Source organism: Salinivirga sp., assembly GCF_035268865.1.
Lineage (GTDB): Bacteria > Bacteroidota > Bacteroidia > Bacteroidales > Salinivirgaceae > Salinivirga.
Window position 1 is genome coordinate 1 of record NZ_DATFKB010000207.1, and the last position, 17,951, is coordinate 17,951.

Annotated in this window: 16 protein-coding genes and 1 tRNA gene; 7 read left to right on the plus strand and 10 right to left on the minus strand. The window is 40.8% G+C overall.

Annotation, left to right across the window (positions count from 1 at the left end):
• From VJ937_RS12400 to VJ937_RS12430, 7 genes are all read left to right on the plus strand, one after another.
• On the plus strand, window positions 1-222 hold a 222-nt coding region (locus VJ937_RS12400), incomplete at its 5' end, for a hypothetical protein (RefSeq protein WP_324067568.1).
• A 2-nt stretch (window positions 223-224) separates the two neighbouring features.
• The gene (locus tag VJ937_RS12405) at window positions 225-1,097 is read left to right on the plus strand and encodes an NmrA family NAD(P)-binding protein (protein ID WP_324067570.1); all 873 of its coding nucleotides are present in this window, start codon (window positions 225-227) and stop codon (window positions 1,095-1,097) included.
• A 536-nt stretch (window positions 1,098-1,633) separates the two neighbouring features.
• On the plus strand, window positions 1,634-2,023 hold the full coding sequence (locus VJ937_RS12410; protein WP_324067572.1) for a hypothetical protein: 390 nt from the start codon (window positions 1,634-1,636) through the stop codon (window positions 2,021-2,023).
• A gap of 325 nt (window positions 2,024-2,348) precedes the next feature.
• On the plus strand, window positions 2,349-3,767 hold the full coding sequence (locus VJ937_RS12415) for a S41 family peptidase (RefSeq protein WP_324067574.1): 1,419 nt from the start codon (window positions 2,349-2,351) through the stop codon (window positions 3,765-3,767).
• 579 nt (window positions 3,768-4,346) lie between these two features.
• On the plus strand, window positions 4,347-4,550 hold the full coding sequence (locus VJ937_RS12420) for a YwbE family protein (RefSeq protein WP_324067576.1): 204 nt from the start codon (window positions 4,347-4,349) through the stop codon (window positions 4,548-4,550).
• A gap of 31 nt (window positions 4,551-4,581) precedes the next feature.
• Window positions 4,582-5,826, plus strand: a complete 1,245-nt coding sequence (locus VJ937_RS12425; protein ID WP_324067579.1) for a DEAD/DEAH box helicase — start codon at window positions 4,582-4,584, stop codon at window positions 5,824-5,826.
• Between the two features lie 7 nt (window positions 5,827-5,833).
• A complete protein-coding gene (locus VJ937_RS12430; RefSeq protein WP_324067581.1) occupies window positions 5,834-6,298 on the plus strand; it encodes a ribonuclease H in 465 nt (154 codons plus the stop codon).
• Between the two features lie 990 nt (window positions 6,299-7,288).
• On the opposite strand, the gene VJ937_RS12435 is transcribed toward VJ937_RS12430, so the two are convergent.
• From VJ937_RS12435 to VJ937_RS12480, 10 genes are all read right to left on the minus strand, one after another.
• Window positions 7,289-7,362 (minus strand) — tRNA-Arg (locus VJ937_RS12435).
• A 111-nt stretch (window positions 7,363-7,473) separates the two neighbouring features.
• Complete coding sequence (gene recR / locus VJ937_RS12440; RefSeq protein WP_324067599.1) at window positions 7,474-8,091, minus strand: recombination mediator RecR; 618 nt, start codon at window positions 8,089-8,091, stop codon at window positions 7,474-7,476.
• Window positions 8,092-8,179: 88 nt separating this feature from the next.
• Window positions 8,180-9,388, minus strand: coding sequence for an ABC transporter permease (locus VJ937_RS12445; protein WP_324067583.1), 1,209 nt, complete (start codon window positions 9,386-9,388; stop codon window positions 8,180-8,182).
• Window positions 9,389-9,409: 21 nt separating this feature from the next.
• Window positions 9,410-10,588 (minus strand): ABC transporter permease, encoded by a 1,179-nt coding sequence (locus tag VJ937_RS12450; protein ID WP_324067585.1) that lies wholly within the window; start codon window positions 10,586-10,588, stop codon window positions 9,410-9,412.
• A 28-nt stretch (window positions 10,589-10,616) separates the two neighbouring features.
• Window positions 10,617-11,603 (minus strand): HlyD family secretion protein, encoded by a 987-nt coding sequence (locus tag VJ937_RS12455; protein WP_324067587.1) that lies wholly within the window; start codon window positions 11,601-11,603, stop codon window positions 10,617-10,619.
• Window positions 11,604-11,615: 12 nt separating this feature from the next.
• Window positions 11,616-13,127 (minus strand): TolC family protein, encoded by a 1,512-nt coding sequence (locus VJ937_RS12460; RefSeq protein ID WP_324067589.1) that lies wholly within the window; start codon window positions 13,125-13,127, stop codon window positions 11,616-11,618.
• Between the two features lie 7 nt (window positions 13,128-13,134).
• On the minus strand, window positions 13,135-13,716 hold the full coding sequence (locus tag VJ937_RS12465) for a TetR/AcrR family transcriptional regulator (RefSeq protein WP_324067591.1): 582 nt from the start codon (window positions 13,714-13,716) through the stop codon (window positions 13,135-13,137).
• Window positions 13,717-13,808: 92 nt separating this feature from the next.
• Entirely contained in the window at window positions 13,809-15,914 is a 2,106-nt protein-coding gene (locus VJ937_RS12470; protein WP_324067593.1) for a PAS domain-containing hybrid sensor histidine kinase/response regulator, read from the minus strand.
• Between the two features lie 73 nt (window positions 15,915-15,987).
• On the minus strand, window positions 15,988-17,235 hold the full coding sequence (locus VJ937_RS12475; RefSeq protein ID WP_324067595.1) for a HAMP domain-containing sensor histidine kinase: 1,248 nt from the start codon (window positions 17,233-17,235) through the stop codon (window positions 15,988-15,990).
• A 236-nt stretch (window positions 17,236-17,471) separates the two neighbouring features.
• On the minus strand, window positions 17,472-17,951 hold a 480-nt coding region (locus VJ937_RS12480; RefSeq protein WP_324067597.1), incomplete at its 5' end, for a GEVED domain-containing protein.

Genomic DNA, 17,951 nt, shown 5'->3' on the forward strand with positions numbered 1-17,951 from the left:
AATATAAATATTGTGAAAGAACTCAATAACATTGACGGATTGCCTCAGGAGTTGCACAGCCAGAATGAGCTTTTGTTACAATATTGTGATTTGCGTATTCGCCATAATGAGGTGGTGATAAAAACCATTGCCGAAGATACAGATGCCTACACAGCTAAAATAGAGCAACTGACCAGCGAAATGAACCAGGTAATTGAAGCACTAACCACACAAAACCAATAGTTATGCAGCGTGTTTTAATAACTGGTGCTACAGGTAATGTAGGCCTTGGCATGATAAAACACTTAACCCGCTTGCAGCTTCCAGTGCGTATTGTGGCAGGAGTGAGGGATGTGGAAAAAGCCCGGCAGGTTTTTAAAGATTTTCCGGAACTGGAGTTTGTGCGGTTTGATTTTGAACAGCCGGCTACCTTTAAAGAAGCGCTGAATAGTATTGACCGGGTGTTTTTGTTGCGCCCGCCACATATTGCAAAAATTAAAAAATATTTCACTCCTTTATTTGTTGAGATGCAAAATCAGCAGGTAAACCAGGTGCTGTTTCTTTCTGTACAGGGTGCTGAAAAAAGCAAAGTGATACCCCACCACAAAATTGAACAAAGCATAAAAGCGTTTGGATTCGATTACATTTTTTTGCGGCCCGGCTATTTTATGCAAAATTTAACCACCACGCTGCTTCACGACATTAAGCAAAAGCAACAAATTGTATTACCCGCCGGGCATGCCAAATTTAACTGGATTGATGTGGAAAACATTGGCGAAGTAGCAGCCATACTGTTGCATCAATTCGGAGATTATAAAAACAGCGTCTATGAAATTACCGGCTATGAAAATGAAGATTTCCATACTGTAAGCCGCATAATTTCGGATATCACCAATGTGCCGATAACATTTAAAAATGTGAACCCATTGCGTTTTTACCGTTTTAAGCGCCGCATGGGTATGCCAAAAGGCAAGGTGCTGGTAATGATGATGTTGCATTTCCTGCCCCGGTTTCAGTCCGCACCGCATATATCGGACTTTTATGAGCAGCTCACCAATAAAGCGCCAACAAGTTTAAAAACTTTTGTGGCTCGTGAGCGCGTACACTTCACGCCTTAAAATTTTGTCCGTATGGCAAATTACTTAACCTTTCGGAACTGCATGTAACACCCCGGTGGATTTTTGTTGTAAAAAACAAGAAGCTCTTATACTTTTTGTTGAATTTGAATAGAACCTAATCGTTTTATTTACCGACTACAAAAGCAGATATAGCCAATTACGGTATGTTAAAGGCGATATAGTGAAAGCTTCCCAAAAAAGTAGCGATTGAAAATGAGCATATTCGCAAAGAGTGTTTATGTGGGAATATATCATTGCAGTTAATTTTCCGGGTTAAAATCACAACTATCCGAAACTTTTTAATTTTTGGTTTTGCTTTTTTTGCCTGATCCGCCAGTTGGCGGAAGAAAGTCGAAAAATCAATCCGTTTTTTTCAGGGTTTAGGGCAAATCGGGTTGATTCTGAGAATTATTTTAAATGTGTCAAAGTAGAACTAATCTGTTAACTATTCAACGGCATACAATCACGAAACAAACAATTGAATTTACCGTAAATAATCGTAAATTGAGCCGTTAAACGGTATTTTTATGTAACATATGGAGAGTAAAATTATCAATGATAAAATTGAATTGATCAAAAGAGATGATCAGATTTATGTATATAAAGCTTTAAACGAATGCACACTCGATATGGAAACGGCCGAGGCAATGACAAAAGCCGGTGATGAGTGGAATGGAGATGCTTTATGTGCAAATTTAGTAGATATTCGTGATATGCTTTTTGTCGATTCAAAAGTCAGAAATTATGCCGCCGCTCAATATCGCCCTCATGTGGCAGGTTCTGCTATTTTAACCGGATCGGTGTTTAATGTGTATTTTGCAAACCTTTTTATGAAGTTTAGCCAGCCAAAAGTCCCAACAAAAGTGTTTAATGACGAAGACGCTGCCATAGCCTGGCTGAAAGAGCAGATGGCGAAGCGTCGCTGATTTACTGCCTGAGGTTGCTACATGTCTCCCGGTTTCAACCGGATATTATCTGTTCTAAGTTCTCTGTTTTCGCTGGTGCACGGTTGCATTGCGGAGTTTTTTTATGTACAGGTCCATCATGCCCGCTTTTTCACGAGGCAACATGGTAGCCTTCTCCAAAAGTAATACCGCTTATCTATCTAAAAAACAGCTGCCATCATTACAAATTTCAGTTAAATGCATCATGATGCAGCTAATTATAATGTTCTGCGTCATTATTTAAAGTAACCGCCGTTCCATCACGCGGACGATTCGTTAAATATCACACACTGAAAAATGTATTACTATGAAAACAAAGGTTTTATTGATCGCTCTTATGTTGGCCTGCAGCGTGGTTTCATTTGCGCAGCAGACGTGCAACTGTGAAACTGCCTTGAGTAAATTAATCAGCAAAATTGAGCATGAATACCCTGGTTTTGCCGATAAAACATCTGATTCCTTGCGTTATGATCATTTTAAAACTATGATAAGTGAAAAGGCGAAAAGCACGAACCAATCAGCATGTTTTGAGCTTTTGAGAGATTATTTGGGTTATTTTAATGACCGGCATATTTATATCAGCCAGGCTAATCGTTCGCAAAATGACCAGGAAAAGAAGAAATACCATTCCAAAACAGATATTAGTTTAAAAGCATTCAATGAACGCATTAATAATACCACCGATAAGCTTGAGGGGATATGGGAAAGTGCGGCCTACAAGGTGGGCATTATAAAAAATAGAGATCATTACGATGCATTTGTAATTGATGCCGATACTACTTATTGGAAACCTTTTGAAATAAAATTTAAGCTTTTAGAGCAGGGCAAGGTTAAGTATTTTATGCGCGACCACAGCCTCTTTGAAGAGACCTATAACCTTTACGATGATTGTGTTTTATATTTCAATAATCTTCAAAGTGCATTTGTGAAAATCCAACCTGAACCCAATTTAACAAAAGCACAAATTCAATTAAAAGTTGATGAAATAGAGGGTTTTTATATAAAAAAGCTTACCGAAAAATCTACCCTGTTAAGCATCTCAAGTTTTATGTACAATAATGTTGAACGAATTGAAAAATTAATTGCCAATCATACCAGTTTGTTAGAAAATACTGAGCATTTAATTATTGATGTAAGGAACAACGGCGGAGGAACCGATGATGGTTACCGTGAGATTTTACCTTATATCTGTACAAATCCTATACGGATGGTGGGTGCGCAGTTTTTGGCTACCCAAGGCTTAATTGACGGTTTGCAAAACTGGATGAATAAACTGCCTGATGAAGAGAAGTATGATGCTGACAGGGCACGCATAAAAAATAAAATTGCTTTGTACAGCAAGCACCTCGGAGAATTTGTTGGCTCAGGATCAAAGCCGGTTTATATTGATACCATTGCACCCGCAGTTCGTGGGCCATCTCAGGTTATTATTTTAGCTAATAGGGGAACAGCTAGTGCAGCGGAGAGTTTTATTTACAAAGCAAAACAAAGCAAAAAAGTTAAAGTAATGGGTATCCCAACCGCGGGAGTGCTGGATTATGGTTCGGCACGAAAATTTGACTTTGGATGCGATGGTTACAACCTCTCTTTACCTACATTCCGATCGCAGCGATTGCCAGAATATCCGATTGACAATATTGGAATACAGCCCGATCTCTATATGGATCAACATGTTAAAGATTGGATTCAGTATGCTCTGAATTATCTCGAAAACAGGAGCAACTAATATTGGTTATCCATATGCGGTTATGAAAATGTAGGCATGTGGTTTAATGCAGGGTATTTTAATTCCATTTTTTAGGCAAAAAGCAGGCTGCCAAATAATTTTTGTGAGCGCCGGTGGATCGCGATTAGCTTTGCTGAGAGCTCCCTGCGGTTGATCGCATCCCAGACTTTTTGATAAAAAAATCGGAGCTATAGGTTGCGCTGCAGTGTTTCTTAACCAGTCACCGTATGTTTTTCTGTTACAAAAGAATAGGAGGCCCCAATAATCTTTGTTATATTTGAATGATAGCAAGAATCATTTTATTAAACGTATAGTAAAAACAGAAATTACAGGAGTTAACAGTTGTAAAATAAGCATTCCATCGGGAAGCTTTGAAGGGTCGGTAGAAAAGTTTAACTTAGGAGTGTTGTTGTAAAGGTTGCTTGAAACGGAGTGGAACGCAAATTATAGAACGACCGTTACCTTTTTGAGAAAGGTTATCTTACCTTTGACTTTTTAATAAAATGGAGTGCATTTTGTACTCATTAAGCGTGAATTTCAAAATTTAAATCGAAATCACGTTCTTAAACGAAAAAGATAATGCAGGGACAAAACAGAGCGAATATTAAAGCAGGCCTGGAGGTGGGTGTTGTCACAAAGGAAGATCAGCGTTCGGGGGAAATTACAAACGGAATCGTAAAACAAATTTTAACCAATAGCGCCCATCATCCCCATGGCATAAAAGTCCGGTTAACTTCAGGGAAGGTTGGCAGGGTGAAAGCGATTTATAAGGCACAGGAATAAAAAGGTTAACCAATCATTAGCAACCATAAAGATGAAGTTTGAAAGATATAGCTTTTCAGAAAAGATAAAAGAAAATATCACAAAGCTGGGCTACAAACGCCCAACAGATATTCAGTATAAATCCATTCCTCCAATTCTGAGGGGAGAGGATGTGCTGGCAGTGGCCCAGACCGGAACCGGTAAAACCGTGGCATTTGCCCTGCCGGTGATACAGATGTTATCTGCCCGCCGCAAGAAACGCGAAAAGCATGCTGTACATTGTGTGGTGATGGTGCCTACCCATGAGCTTGCCGAACAGATAAGCGGCGTGTTTAAGAAACTGGCTGCAGGAACATCTGTGAAGATTCAGGGTATTTATGGCGGTATTGAACAGGATCCGCAAATCAAAAATCTGAATCAGGGTGTAGATGTGGTTGTGGCCACACCCGGCCGCCTATTTGACCTGGAGAGTCAGGGACATTTGTCACTCAGGGACATTGAAATACTTGTGCTCGATGAGGCCGACCACATGCTGGAGCTGGGCTTTAAGCACGATATGAATCAGCTCATTAAAAAGCTCCCAGCCAGAAGGCAGGTGCTGTTTTTTTCGGCTACCATTAACAAGCAGGTAAAAGATGCCGCATATTCGTTGGTTCATAAAGCTGTACGTATACAAATTTCACCCAACGACCCGGTTTCAGGCAACATAAACCATTCAGTGGCATTTATTGAGATGGACGATAAAAGGTTTTTCCTGGAACGAATCATCCGGGAGCATCCCGATAGCAAGATGCTGGTTTTCGTGCGCACAAAGGTCAGGGCAGAGCGGGTTATGAAAGCCCTCGAACGGGTCTCGCTGCGTAGTGAAACCATTCATGGCGATAAAGATCAAAATCAGCGCAATACGGTAATGAAACGCTTTGCATCAGGCCAAAATAAGGTGCTTATCGCGACGGATGTAAGCGCCCGTGGAATTGATATTCCCGATGTGGATATTGTAATTAATTATGATATACCTGAAGAGACCGAAAATTATGTGCATCGGGTGGGACGTACAGGCCGCGGACAAAAGAAAGGTGAGGCCATTGCTTTTTGCAGTACAGAAGAAAAAGAGCGGCTGGCAGCCATAGAAGGTTTCCTCAATAAAAAAATTGCAATGCTCGACATTAAGAAGAATGACTATAAGGAGACCATGAAAATGTCGGGCCATATGGAAACCGATTGGAAGTCTCTGATAGACGAAGCCGATGAACAGTCCAATAAGAAGGGACGAAAAAAGAAGAAATCGCGAAAATAGACGCAATTTGAACACCGACCGGATAGAAATTTATACAGATGGAAGCTGTCATACACAGAAAAGAATAGGTGCATGGGCTGCGCTTATCCTTATCGGGGGCAAAAAAGAGGTGCTGACCGGCGTAGCATACGATACTACACATAACCGGATGGAGCTGCGCTCGGTAATAAAATCCATTGAATATGCAGGCACCCAACAGCCTGGCGCAACCTTGCGTATTTTTACTGATAGTCAGTATGTGTGCGCACTGCCTGCCCGCTTGCCGCGTCTTAAGCAGAACTCATTTCTAACCAAAAAAAACAACGAAATACAAAACGCCGATTTGTTGAAACGTTTTGATCAACTTATCGAAAAGCACGATATTGAATGGATAAAAGTAAAAGCTCACCAAAGAGACAATTCGGAGCAGACTACCCACAATCGTTTTGTAGATAAACTTTCACGTAAGCTTGTTAGAGAAAATCTGGGTTAAAAAGATTAAAGAAAATAAATAGTTTGCTGGCACGCAGACGTCATGTTGAGGTGTTTCTTAACCGCTTTCCAGTTGCGTACCAAATAACCTGCAATCTCAGAAATGGACCAGCCATTTCTTTTCATATGTTTATTTTTAATTCTCAATGGTCATATGGAACCTCCTATTACCTGTTTTACAGTTTTTTAACTGTAATACTCCAAATAAACATGTTCGTGTGTGTTTAAATGGTTAAACATGGAGGTTTCATATGTTTATAATTTTGATTTCAGTTGCAATATGGAGCTCGCCATGATGGATCAAATTTCCGTCACACAAGGTTTTTAGTTTTATTATAATCACACGGGTGTACTTCGACGTGCTCAGCATTAATGTGTCAAAATTTTTGTCATGGCTCGGTTCATTTGGTGTTTTGGGTGGTACATAATCAACTTGTTGTAAAATTCATTCATAATTCAAGTTTTTCAAAATCAAACATAAGAATTAGTTTGAGTTAGAGTTTGGGTATTGAGAAATATTGCATAATAAAAAATGTAGTGCGATTATTGCTTCTCTTGCTCAAAACGCACACTCCAAACTGTTTTAGCCTCTTGTTTAAAACGCACACTCCAAACTGCATATAGAACGCGGATAAAACAGATTAATCCATCTTAATTATTGGTTTTATCACTAATCTATTCTTCTGCGAGGTTCTTGTTTTATTTCCAAAATCGATATCGTCGATAAACGGATTTTCACAGATAAGATCCAAAAACGGTATCAGCTTTAATCCGTTTATCCTGGATACTTTAATCGTCCCTAGAAAAGAGCTTAGAGCTTCTCGATTATTCTGTTTTCTTGACTTCGGGCAACATTTAACAGTTTAATCCGTGTTCTAATTGCTATGATTTGGTTTTTGACCTTATTGTTAATTCGTTGGGGTCTGAGTAATAAAAAAAGGAGTGTAAATTTTGTGCTTCTTGCTCAAAACTCACACTCCAAACTGTTTTGTGACCACGGGAGGAGTCGAACCCCCAACCTTCTGATCCGTAGTCAGACGCTCTATCCAGTTGAGCTACGTAGCCGATTGCGGATGCAAAGGTAGGTAAAATGCAGTTTCTTCCAAAGAAAAAATGTATTTTTTCATGAAATAGTTTCCTTCGCTTTGCTAATCAGGGATTTATTTTTGTCGTTTTTTAGCTTGTTTGATAGTCGATGCGTTCTACCAGCGATCGCCCAAGGGTTACTTCATCGGCATATTGGAGCTCGTCGCCGAAGGAGAGTCCCCGCGCCAGCGTGGTGATTTTATCTACCCGCCCGGCTATTTGTTTGTGCAGGTAGTAGTTGGTGGTGTCGCCCTCCATGGTGGTGGGCAGGGCGAAAATAATTTCATCCACGCTGCTGTTTTCAAGCCTTTGCATGAGCAGGTCAATGGTTAAATCACCGGGGCCCACTCCATCAATGGGTGAAATAATACCGCCCAGTACATGGTACACACCCCTGTACTGTTGTGTGTTTTCAATGGCAAGCAGGTCCCTGATATCTTCCACCACACATATTGTTTTGTGATCGCGTGCGTTGTCTGCACAAATGTCGCATACCTCGTTTTCGGTAATATTGTGGCATACCTTGCAATAGTGAATGTCGTTTACGAGTTTGGTGAGCGATTCGCCTAGCTTCAATGCATCTTTTTTCTCCTCGCGCAGCAAATGTAAGATCAGCCGCAAGGCGGTCTTGCGGCCAATTCCGGGCAAACGCGACATTTCATTAACGGCCTGTTCCAACAGGTTTGATGGTAGTTCGGGTTCTGTCATAATGTACTCCTGATGCTGCAAATTTACAAAACAAAAATGGTGCAGTAATTTAATCTGCATTCATTTTCAAATTTTTCACAAATCTATTTTAGGTTTGTTCGGCTGATGCCGGTCTGCTTTGCAGTTTGTCCATTTTTACCCTTACAATAATCCAGTTAATGATAAATAGTGCAAATACCATAATCCAGAGTTCCAGAAACTGTGGCATGGCTGTGCGAATATCTCCACCCATGACACTGATTTTGAGTAAGCCTGTAATACCAGCCGAGCTGGGGAACAGATGCGATAAGGCCTCGAATCCTAGTGGGAATGATTCTACCGGCCAGGAGAATCCACTCAGGAAAATAAGTGGCACTGAGGTGAAAAGTAGAAAGATCATGCTGTTTTCACGATTTTTAAAAAAGGTAGTGAACAGAAAACCCAGCATGATGGAGGCTAAAATGAGCGGTATGGAGAAAATAAAAAGATCAAAAGAGTTGCCCGCTTGCGGAAATTGAAACCAACGCATTATTACTACAAACAGGTAAAAGGATATTGGGATGTAGAGCAGGAGGTAGGCCATGGTTTTGCTGAAAATGATACGCAATGCACCTCTAAGGCTGGCTTTTTTGGGTAAAAGATAATGTGGAGCTCCAAGTTCGCGATCGGTACCGCCCCGCATGCCAATACCCAATAGCAATGTTTGTTGCAGTATGAGTACCAGTATGGCTGGCATGGCATAAGAACCATATCCTCCCTGTGGGTTGAACAGGCCATGTGAACGATATGCTACAGGGTTGGCTTTATTAATTGCTGCCTCTTTAGGTGTACCCTTTGCAAGCCGTTTTTTTACCTCTATTTTTTTACCGAGGGTTTGAGATGTACGTGCAGCTGCCTGATAAACCTGCTTGTAGAGCATCATATAGCTGGCATCGGCATACACTGCCAGGTGGGCAGCCTCCTTTTGGTACAGATTCGAGGTAAAATCTTCGGGGATGAGGATGATTCCGGCCACATCACCTTCGTAAAAGCTGAGTTCAGCCTCCTGCAAACTTCCGGTTTCCTGTGTAATATCAATTTCAGGCGTTGCATCGAGCATGCGTTTCAGTTCACGGGTGTGCTTGCTGTTGTCCTGGTTTACAAGTGCTACAGGCGTTTCCTGAAGTACTTCGGGTGCATAAGCGAAGCTGTAGATGAGCGGATAAATTAATGTAGCACCAAATAACAGCAGCATTACGCCTCCGTCGGTAAAAATTTTTCGAAGTTCACCACCGCATAATTGTAATATTTCTTTTAAGGCTGATTTTATATAGTTCATAATCTTATGCTGAGTATAATTCTACAATTTTCCCCAATAGGCGGGTTGTAAACACATTTTTTTAAGTTTGGGCAGTACTGCAAATGGGAGCAGTAAAAACAGATTCAGGTAGAGTAGCGGTTCAAACGATACGGCTACGGGTGCATCGCGAAGCGATTGGTCGAGGAAGATGTGTAAATAGTGGCTGAACGGGAAAAAATTACCGAAAAAAGCCACAAATTTATACATGGCAATGTAGGGGAATGTCAGTCCGCTAAAGGTAAATGCAAGTGCTGAATATATGCTTGCCACGCTCAGCCCCATACGTAAAGCCGGGAATATAGCAGCAATGAAAATGCCCATTGCCATATAGGCCAAAACAAAAAGAAAAGCATTTAATACAATGAGCCAAACTTCACCGTTGAGTGGTGTATGGAAAAACCGGAACATCACAATATTCATAAACAACATCAGTATAAACCAAATAAGTGCATAGGGCAGGAGCTTACCCGAAAGTGCCCTGATGATGCTTCCGTTTGCAGTTTTGAGCCACTCCCCGGCTGTTCCTTGCTTGTATTCGCTGCCAATGGCATAAACCGTACTCATTAGAATGAAAATGAGCAACATGATGGGCAGAAATGTAGTAGCCAGATAGTAAAAATAATTCAGGTACGGATTAAACAGCTTATGACCGTCAAGGGCAATGGGGTTTATGGCTACCATGGCTGTTTTTTGGGGCTGTCCCTTTTTTAAACGTGTCTGGAGGTTTATACCTTTCGAAAATGTGTTTACGGCTCGTGTTACATCACTATTGATGAGGCTGCCCACCACCATGTAAGCATTATTGTAATAGTTGATTACGCCAGGTTGCTGATTCCTGTATATTTTTTTTCTAAAGTCATCAGGAATTACAATTACCGCATAAAAGTCACCTTTTTTCAGGCCGGCTTTTGCTTCTTTAAGGTTCGTTACATAATCGGTAACATCTGCTGTTGCAGTAAGATCTATGGTTTCTATGAGGTCTTTTGAGTTTGACGTTTGATCTTTGTCCAGCACGGCAACCGGTAAATTTGTAGGTTTACCCTGGCTGAACAATGCAATGAAAAAGCCAAATGCCAGCAGCGGAAGTATCACAGTCATGAGCAGGTACAACCTTTTCGATGACATTCGTTTAACTTCGCGGTTAAGTACAGCAATCCAGCTTCTGTTGGGTGTTTGCATAATGCTTTAATTTTTATTCCCCGAAATTTTAATTTAGTTCACTCCAGTTTACCAGCGCCGACATACCCGGACGGAGTCCTTTAATATTTTTGGTGGTGCGGGCACGGATTTCGAACATTTTTTTGTCAAAATCGCCCTGGGCTTTGGTTGCTCTCCAGGTTGCATAGTCGCCACGTACATGGATGTAGTTGGTTTTTACCTCAATCGTGCTGTCGTTCAGGGCCGGAATGCGCACATTAAATGTTTTTCCTTTATTGAACTTGTGCAATAGGTCCTCACGGATGTTGAAGGTAAACCATGTGTCATTTAGGTCGACCAGTGTCATAACAGGAAAACCTGCTGTGACAAGTTCGCCCTGTTGTGCGCTGATTTGGGCAATTTCGGCTGTTTGTGGTGCAATAACGGCAGTCTCCTGTAAAAATGCCTGTACCTCGTTAATGGCACCTTCTGCTTTTTGTACCATAGCCCTGGCTGCCATTTTATCTTCGCTGCGTGTGCCCGATTTTGCCATATCATAATTGGCTTTTGCTGCATTTTCTGTAAGCTGTGCAGCCTTCATTTGTGTTTCAGCTTCGTCGCGTTTTTGAGCGGGCAATACACCATCTTCGTACAAATTGTTGACCCTTTCGTAGGTCTTTTTTGCCAATTTGGCTGCAGCTTTGGCTTTAAGCCATACATTACGTGCAGCATTAATTTGCTCCTGCCGTGCACCTTTATCGGCTTTTTGATTTTGTGCTGTAGCTGCACTTTTTGCCGCCTGTGCCTGCTCTAATTTTGCGTTTACTTCCGGACTGTAAATGCGAAGCAGTGTGTCGCCTTTTTTTACCTGGTCGCCTTCACTTACAAATTTTTCAGTCATGCGTCCGGTAAGTTTTGTCGCTACATTTATTTCTGTGGCTTCTACTTCTCCCTGGAGTATTACGGGTGCCGGTTTAAAGGCTACCCAGCCGATAATACTCATAATTACTACCAGTACTAAAATTGTTGCGCCTACTACTATGCTACTATTCTTCATTTTATTGTTTTTTTAGTTGTTATCTTGTTGTGCGTATTTAGTTATTTCTTCACTTCTGTATCCTAATTCTAATAATTTGGCAAGTGCCACATCGAAATCATACATGGCCTTTAGCTTTTCTGTTTCTACTTTGGCCAGATTTAATTGAGCATCGACTACATCTGTAGAGGTGGCAAATCCCTGGCTGAATGCTTTTTCGCGAATGCGCAGGTATTCTTTTGCAAATTTGATGGAGGTTTGTGCCGATTCGTAATTGTCGGCGGCCTGCTCCATTTGCTGGTAAATTTTGGTGACACCTGTGGCAAGGTCAAGTTTTGCCTTGTCCTGCCAAACCTGTACTTCCATGTGTTGTAATTTGGCAGCCTGGGTTTTACGTAGCTTTGCCAGGCCGTCGAAAACATTGAGTTTTAACCCGACACCCACCATCCATTCGGGCATGTATTCCGATAACTGATAGTTCGCAATATCGGCCTGTCCAAATGCAAAAACGTTGGGGTACCATGCTGCCTGCTCTTTTTTAATGCCCTGTTTGGCCATCCTGGCTTTGGCCTCGAGTTGTTTTATGGCCGGGTTCATTTGCTGGGCCTGGTTTACCATATCTTTAAGGTTGACTGTTTGGGCCGAAATAAAGAGGTCGGTTTTCGGTTCAATGGCTGCATTTGTGGCAAGTGAGTTTTTTAGTGCTGTTTGCATTAGCTCTACAGTATTTTTAGCCTTTTTTTGTTCCCGTTGAGCTTCAACCAGTGCCACTTCGGCATGGAGGCGTTCAGCATGTGCAATCATGCCGTTTTCTTCAAGCTTTTTAGCGTCGTGCAGGTGCTTTTCCATGCCTTCAACTACCTGGTTTCGCACTTCTTCGACGTTCAGTGCCAGTCGTAAACCAAAATAGCGCTCTACCACACTGGTAATTTCTTTAGCTACTACCTGTTGATTTTTGGCCTGTGTAGCTTCCATTTTAGCTTCTGCTGCTTTGTTGGCAGCTCTTATTTTTCCACCTGTATAAATTGGCCATGTAAGGCTGGCATCGACCACTGCAAATTGATTATCCTGTATGGTTTTTACCCACTCACCATCATTTATGGCACTAATAGCTCCTTCGCGGCCCATTTCCATTTGCGAAAGTCCGTTATTGAATGACTGGTAAGTAGTTGGGTCGAGTGTGCCTGTACTGGCCATGTAGTCGGTGAGATTGCCGAGTAGCTCATTTTGCCCTCCGATAAGTTCGTATGCCGGCAAAATAGCGTCTCTCACCGGGGTGAGGTCCAGCTCCAACGGTTCGCTCATTTGTGTAAATGTAGCACCCACATCGAGTTTGGGGTAATAGAGCCCTTTTTGTGCCTCCCGCTCTTTTTGAGCACGGGACAGCTGGTGCTGTGAGGCTTTAATGTGAAGGTTGTCTGTTTTTAAACGTTCAACCACTTGTTCAAGTGTCAACTTTAGTGTGTCCTTCTGTGTGCTGTCGCCCTGTGCAACGGAGAAATATGGTAACAGCAAGAAGCTTAGAATATAGATTTTTCGGGTCATGATGGTTTTATTTTTTTATTCCCTGATAAATGATTTCAATAATATTTTGGAACAGATCTGCCGGGTTTGCCGGAAAACCGGCTGTCAGTTCTGCGGGCAAATCTTTGTGATAATCCGTATCGCTCACTTTTTCAGCTGTGGCCAGGAATATAAACAGTGCCAGTGCCGATCTGGCATCATTGTCGAGTAGTCCTTGTTTTTTACCCTTTTCCATAATGCGCATGGCGTGTCTTATAATCACATCTTTTCTGATGTCATTCAGGTATTTTTTGGCCTCAGGATGGTTTTTGGCCAGGTCCTGGGTAAAGGTTCGTAAGTCTGATACCCATATGCCCAATAAAGACAAATTTTGCATGACCATGTCTCTGAACGATTGGTCTGTGTTGGTTTCAATTTCATTAATTTCGTTTTCAAACTGAACCCGCGATTGATCAATAATGTAATACAGCAGTGCGTCTTTACTTTCGAAATGGTTATAAATAGTTTTTTTGCTTATTCCCATTTCTGCAGACACCTCTGAAAGGGTTATTTTACTGTAGCCAAAGCGTAAAAACATCTCTTTGGCTTTATTGGCAATTTTTTGTTTCATGATAAACCAATTTACACTTTTTTGGTATTTTTGGTTTCTGCAAAACAAATGCCAAAATGCACGGGTAGTGAAATTAGATCAAAGTGATTAGGTTATTTTGTAGTGTGTTTCTTGATGAGCTGAATGAGCTTTTCGATGTCAATTGGTTTAGGTATGTAGTCGTCGCAACCGGCTTTTAGTGCCTTGTCCCGGTCTTCATTCAGCGCATATGCAGTTTGTGCAATAATGGGAATATTGACACTGGATTTTATGGTTTTGGTAACTTCCAGTCCACTCATGTCAGGTAGTCTGATATCCATCAAAATTATGTCGAAATGCGCTCCTTGTGCTATTTTTTTTATGGCATCCTGTCCTTTTTGGCAAATTGTCAGGTCTGCTCCTTTATCTTCCAGTATGGTGCGCATAAATTTTATGCTCCCTTGGTCGTCTTCCACAAGGAGTATTTTAGTATGTTTCATTGCCTGGGGTTTGGTCTCCTCTGGCTTGTCTGCGTTTTGCCTGGCTTTTTCTTTTTCGCAAATATTGATGGTGAAGTGAAATGAGGTGCCTGTTTCAGAAGTTTGTGCAATCCATATTCTGCCTCCGAGTAGTTCTGCCAGACTTTTGGAAATAGCAAGTCCAAGTCCTGTGCCTTCGTTTTTATCGTTTACTGCATTGGTGGCCATCACAAAACGATCGAAAATTTTATTTATTTCTGAAGGTTTAATGCCGCTGCCGGTGTCGTTGACGTAAAATTCCAGGATGTCGTTTTGTGGTTTTTCATAGCCTATAGAGATACTGCCCTGGTCTGTGAATTTTATGGCATTGCTTATTAAGTTGGTGAGAATTTGCTCCAGTCGGCTATGATCAGTGTAGATCGGAAATTTCCCGGCTACGGGTTTTATCAGCTTTAAATCTATATGGCTTTTATTTCTTTTTCTTAACATGGGAATGAAAGTGGCATGTAGTTCATCGAGCATTTGATTAATGTCGAAATGACTTTTTTGTATATTGAGTAGGTTGGCTTCTATTTTTGATATATCAACAATGTCGTTGATAATCTGCAGCAGGTGTTGCGATCGTGAATAAATGGTTTTACCAAATTCCATTTGAGTTTCTGTGCTTACTTCTGTTTCTGATAAGATCTCGGCAAAACCCATTATGGCATTCATTGGTGTTCTTATTTCGTGGCTCATGTTTGCCAGAAATGCCGATTTCAGACGGTCGCTTTCTTCTGCTTTTTCTTTGGCTTTTTGAAGTTTGGTGTTTTGTTTTTTGAGTTGTTGGTTTAGTTCATTCAGTATTTTATTGTTTTCCTGTAATTGCTTATCAGCAATCTGCAGGGCTTCGTTTTTCTCCTTCAGGTTCAGTTCTACATTTTTAATGTGGGTAATTTCTAAGATGGATATCAGTCCGGCTGGTTTACCGTTATAAATTGTCAGCTTACCTTCCAGATAGACCCATTTCCGTTTGCCATCTTTGGCAATGATCTGAAATTCATAGCCCGATGGCACATCCTCCCCCTGTTGTCTTTGTTTTCCTCTGTTCCTGATCATATCCTGGTATTCAGGGGCAACGAATTCCCAGTATTCAATCTCTTTTAATTGGTTTAAAGTGTATCCGCTGATGCGCTCTGCGGCAGGATTGGCATATACCCATTTTTCCCCTTGATAAATCATAATGGCTACAGAAGTAGTGTTGGCCAGATTTCTGAATTTGTTTTCACTCTCGCGAAGCTGGTCTTCCAGTAATTTATGATCTGTAATGTCTCTGAGGAGTACAACGGTTTTACCCGCTGCTTTAGCGAAATATATGCTCATTTCAATATGAACAGTGCTTTTGTCTTTGCGCAGCATTCTGCATTTTGTCAGCTCTGCGTCTTTCGCTTTTATTAATGCAGCTGTTCTTTCTCTGTCTTCCGGGTGTATGAGACCTAAAAACGAATTATTCATGAACTCATTACACTCCATTTGTATTATATCTCTCAAATTGGGCGTGCAATCAATAATTTTATCTTGTTGTAGGATAATCAGTGCCTCACTGGTTAATGTGTAGAGTAATACTTCTTTGCTGATTTGGTCGTTTATGGCTGTCTGTCCGGAGGCTAATGCTGTGAGATCTTCTATTGCCTCATCATAAAGCGCTTCTTCCTTCAATTTTCTACTTTGTTGAAGTTTGTCGATTATGCGCTGAATTTCGGAATTAGGCTTTGAGAGCATTTTAACTTAATTACAGGTATTTATCCTACATACTAAGTTATGAAAAGTTGTCTCGCTAATGTTTAATGAAATGTTAATTTTGGGCTCTTTGAAGTGAAAAACAGAATTTTGTGCCCGTTTCCGGGGTAGAGTTAATTTTTAATGTGCTTTTGTGTAGGTTGATAAAGTCTCGAACAATAATTAATCCAAGCCCGCTGCCTTTTTCGTTTTGTGTACCGGGTTTAGATGATAAAAGTTCACTATTAAGAATTTTCATTTTAGTTTCTTCATCAATACCTTCACCAGAGTCTAAAATGCAAATATCAATATTTCTGTTTCCTTTGTTTTCAATGAAAATCCTGATTTTTCCCTGTACGGGTGTAAATTTTACAGCATTAGATACCAGGTTGCGAATTATGGTCTGCAGCATTTGGTAGTCGCCCAAAACAATTGTATTAGGCGGAACGCTATGCTCTATTTTAATTTTCTTTTGCTCAGCTGAGAGTTCAAATTGTTTAATAATGTTCCTGCAAATAACATGTAAATCAATTCGTTCTTCATTAAAGCTGAGGTTATCTTGTTCTGCATTAGCCCATGTCAATAGATTATCGAGCAGGCTATAAGTGCTCTGCGCCTCACCTAATACTTGTTTAACCAATCGTTGTAATTTTTCTGAAGAATACCTTGAAAAACCTCTGTTGATTAGCTGCATGATGCCTATTATGCTGGTAAATGGGTTTTTCAGGTCGTGGGCCAATATGGATAGGAACTTCTTTTTTGATTGTAATGCATCTTCGAGTTCTATTTGATAAATTCTGTTTTGTAAAGCAATTTCAGCCTGCCCGATTATTTGTTTTACCATATCTTTTTCGGCAATTGTTTCCTCGTGCCGCTTAAAAATATGAATGGCGGCTATTACTTTTTGCTTCTTTTTTAGACCAATGCTGTAAATTTGCTTTATATCCAGTAATTTGCTTACGGCAAATAGTATTTTGTCTTCAAATACATTATTACTGAAGGCAGTTAGACCTCCTGAAATGGTGTGCAGCCCACCTTTTTGGTATAGTTCTCCTAGTTCGCTGGTCAGGCTAAAAGCCTTACCTACGGGATTTACGCCAAACATATCATAATAATGCTGCAGCCGTTTCTTTTCAAGCCCATAAATTCCACGTGTAATGGTCATTGTCTCATTCTCGGTAACCTCATTTACAATGATTATTGAGTTACAAACGCATTTATTTAATCCCTGCCCGATTATGTCGTAGATTTCTTTCGTGGATTTTATATTGAGTAGTTCCTGCAGGCTTGATTTTAATACCCCATAGCAAATATTTTTGTTCATTGGTTGGTTTTTGGTTTATTTCAAATTCCGGAAGGCGGACATAAGAATAGCTTTGCAAAAATATGACCAATATGAACATAATGTTTTACTATGGGGCTGTTTTAAATAGTAATTTGACCTGATTTAAATCATAATTGAATATGATGGGTTTGCTTAATTGAATTAATTACCTGATTGATAAATAAAAAGCCACGCTCATTGGCGTGGCTTTTAAAAGGCGGGGTAATTGTCTGCATTTATTCAATTACGATTCGCTCGCTATGTATTTCATTTCCTGTTACAATCTGTAACATGTACATACCTTCTGACTGACCGGCAACGTCCAGGTCAAAGCCCTGACCATTGTAGTCGAGTTGTGTAGCTTTAACGAGTTGTCCGTTCATGTTGTACATTCTAACTTCAGCAGTGTTGCTGGTTGTATTCATGTCGATGTGTACAAGCTCATCGGCTGGTTGTGGATAAATGGAGATGTTTGTTTCAGCCAGTTCTTCCATTGCAGTAACACCTTTTCCGCTAAACGATACGGTGTAATCTTCCACTTCGCCGTAGCTGAATGTTTCGCATGATGTGGGTGCTGCATTGTACTTCATGGTCACGCGCATACGGGTTGTACCAGATGCGTTGGCATCGATATTAATGCTTCCACTAATTTCGCCGGAACCGTTTCCGCTTCCAATTTGCTCACCAGAATCAGTAAAGTCACCGTCTTTGTTGTA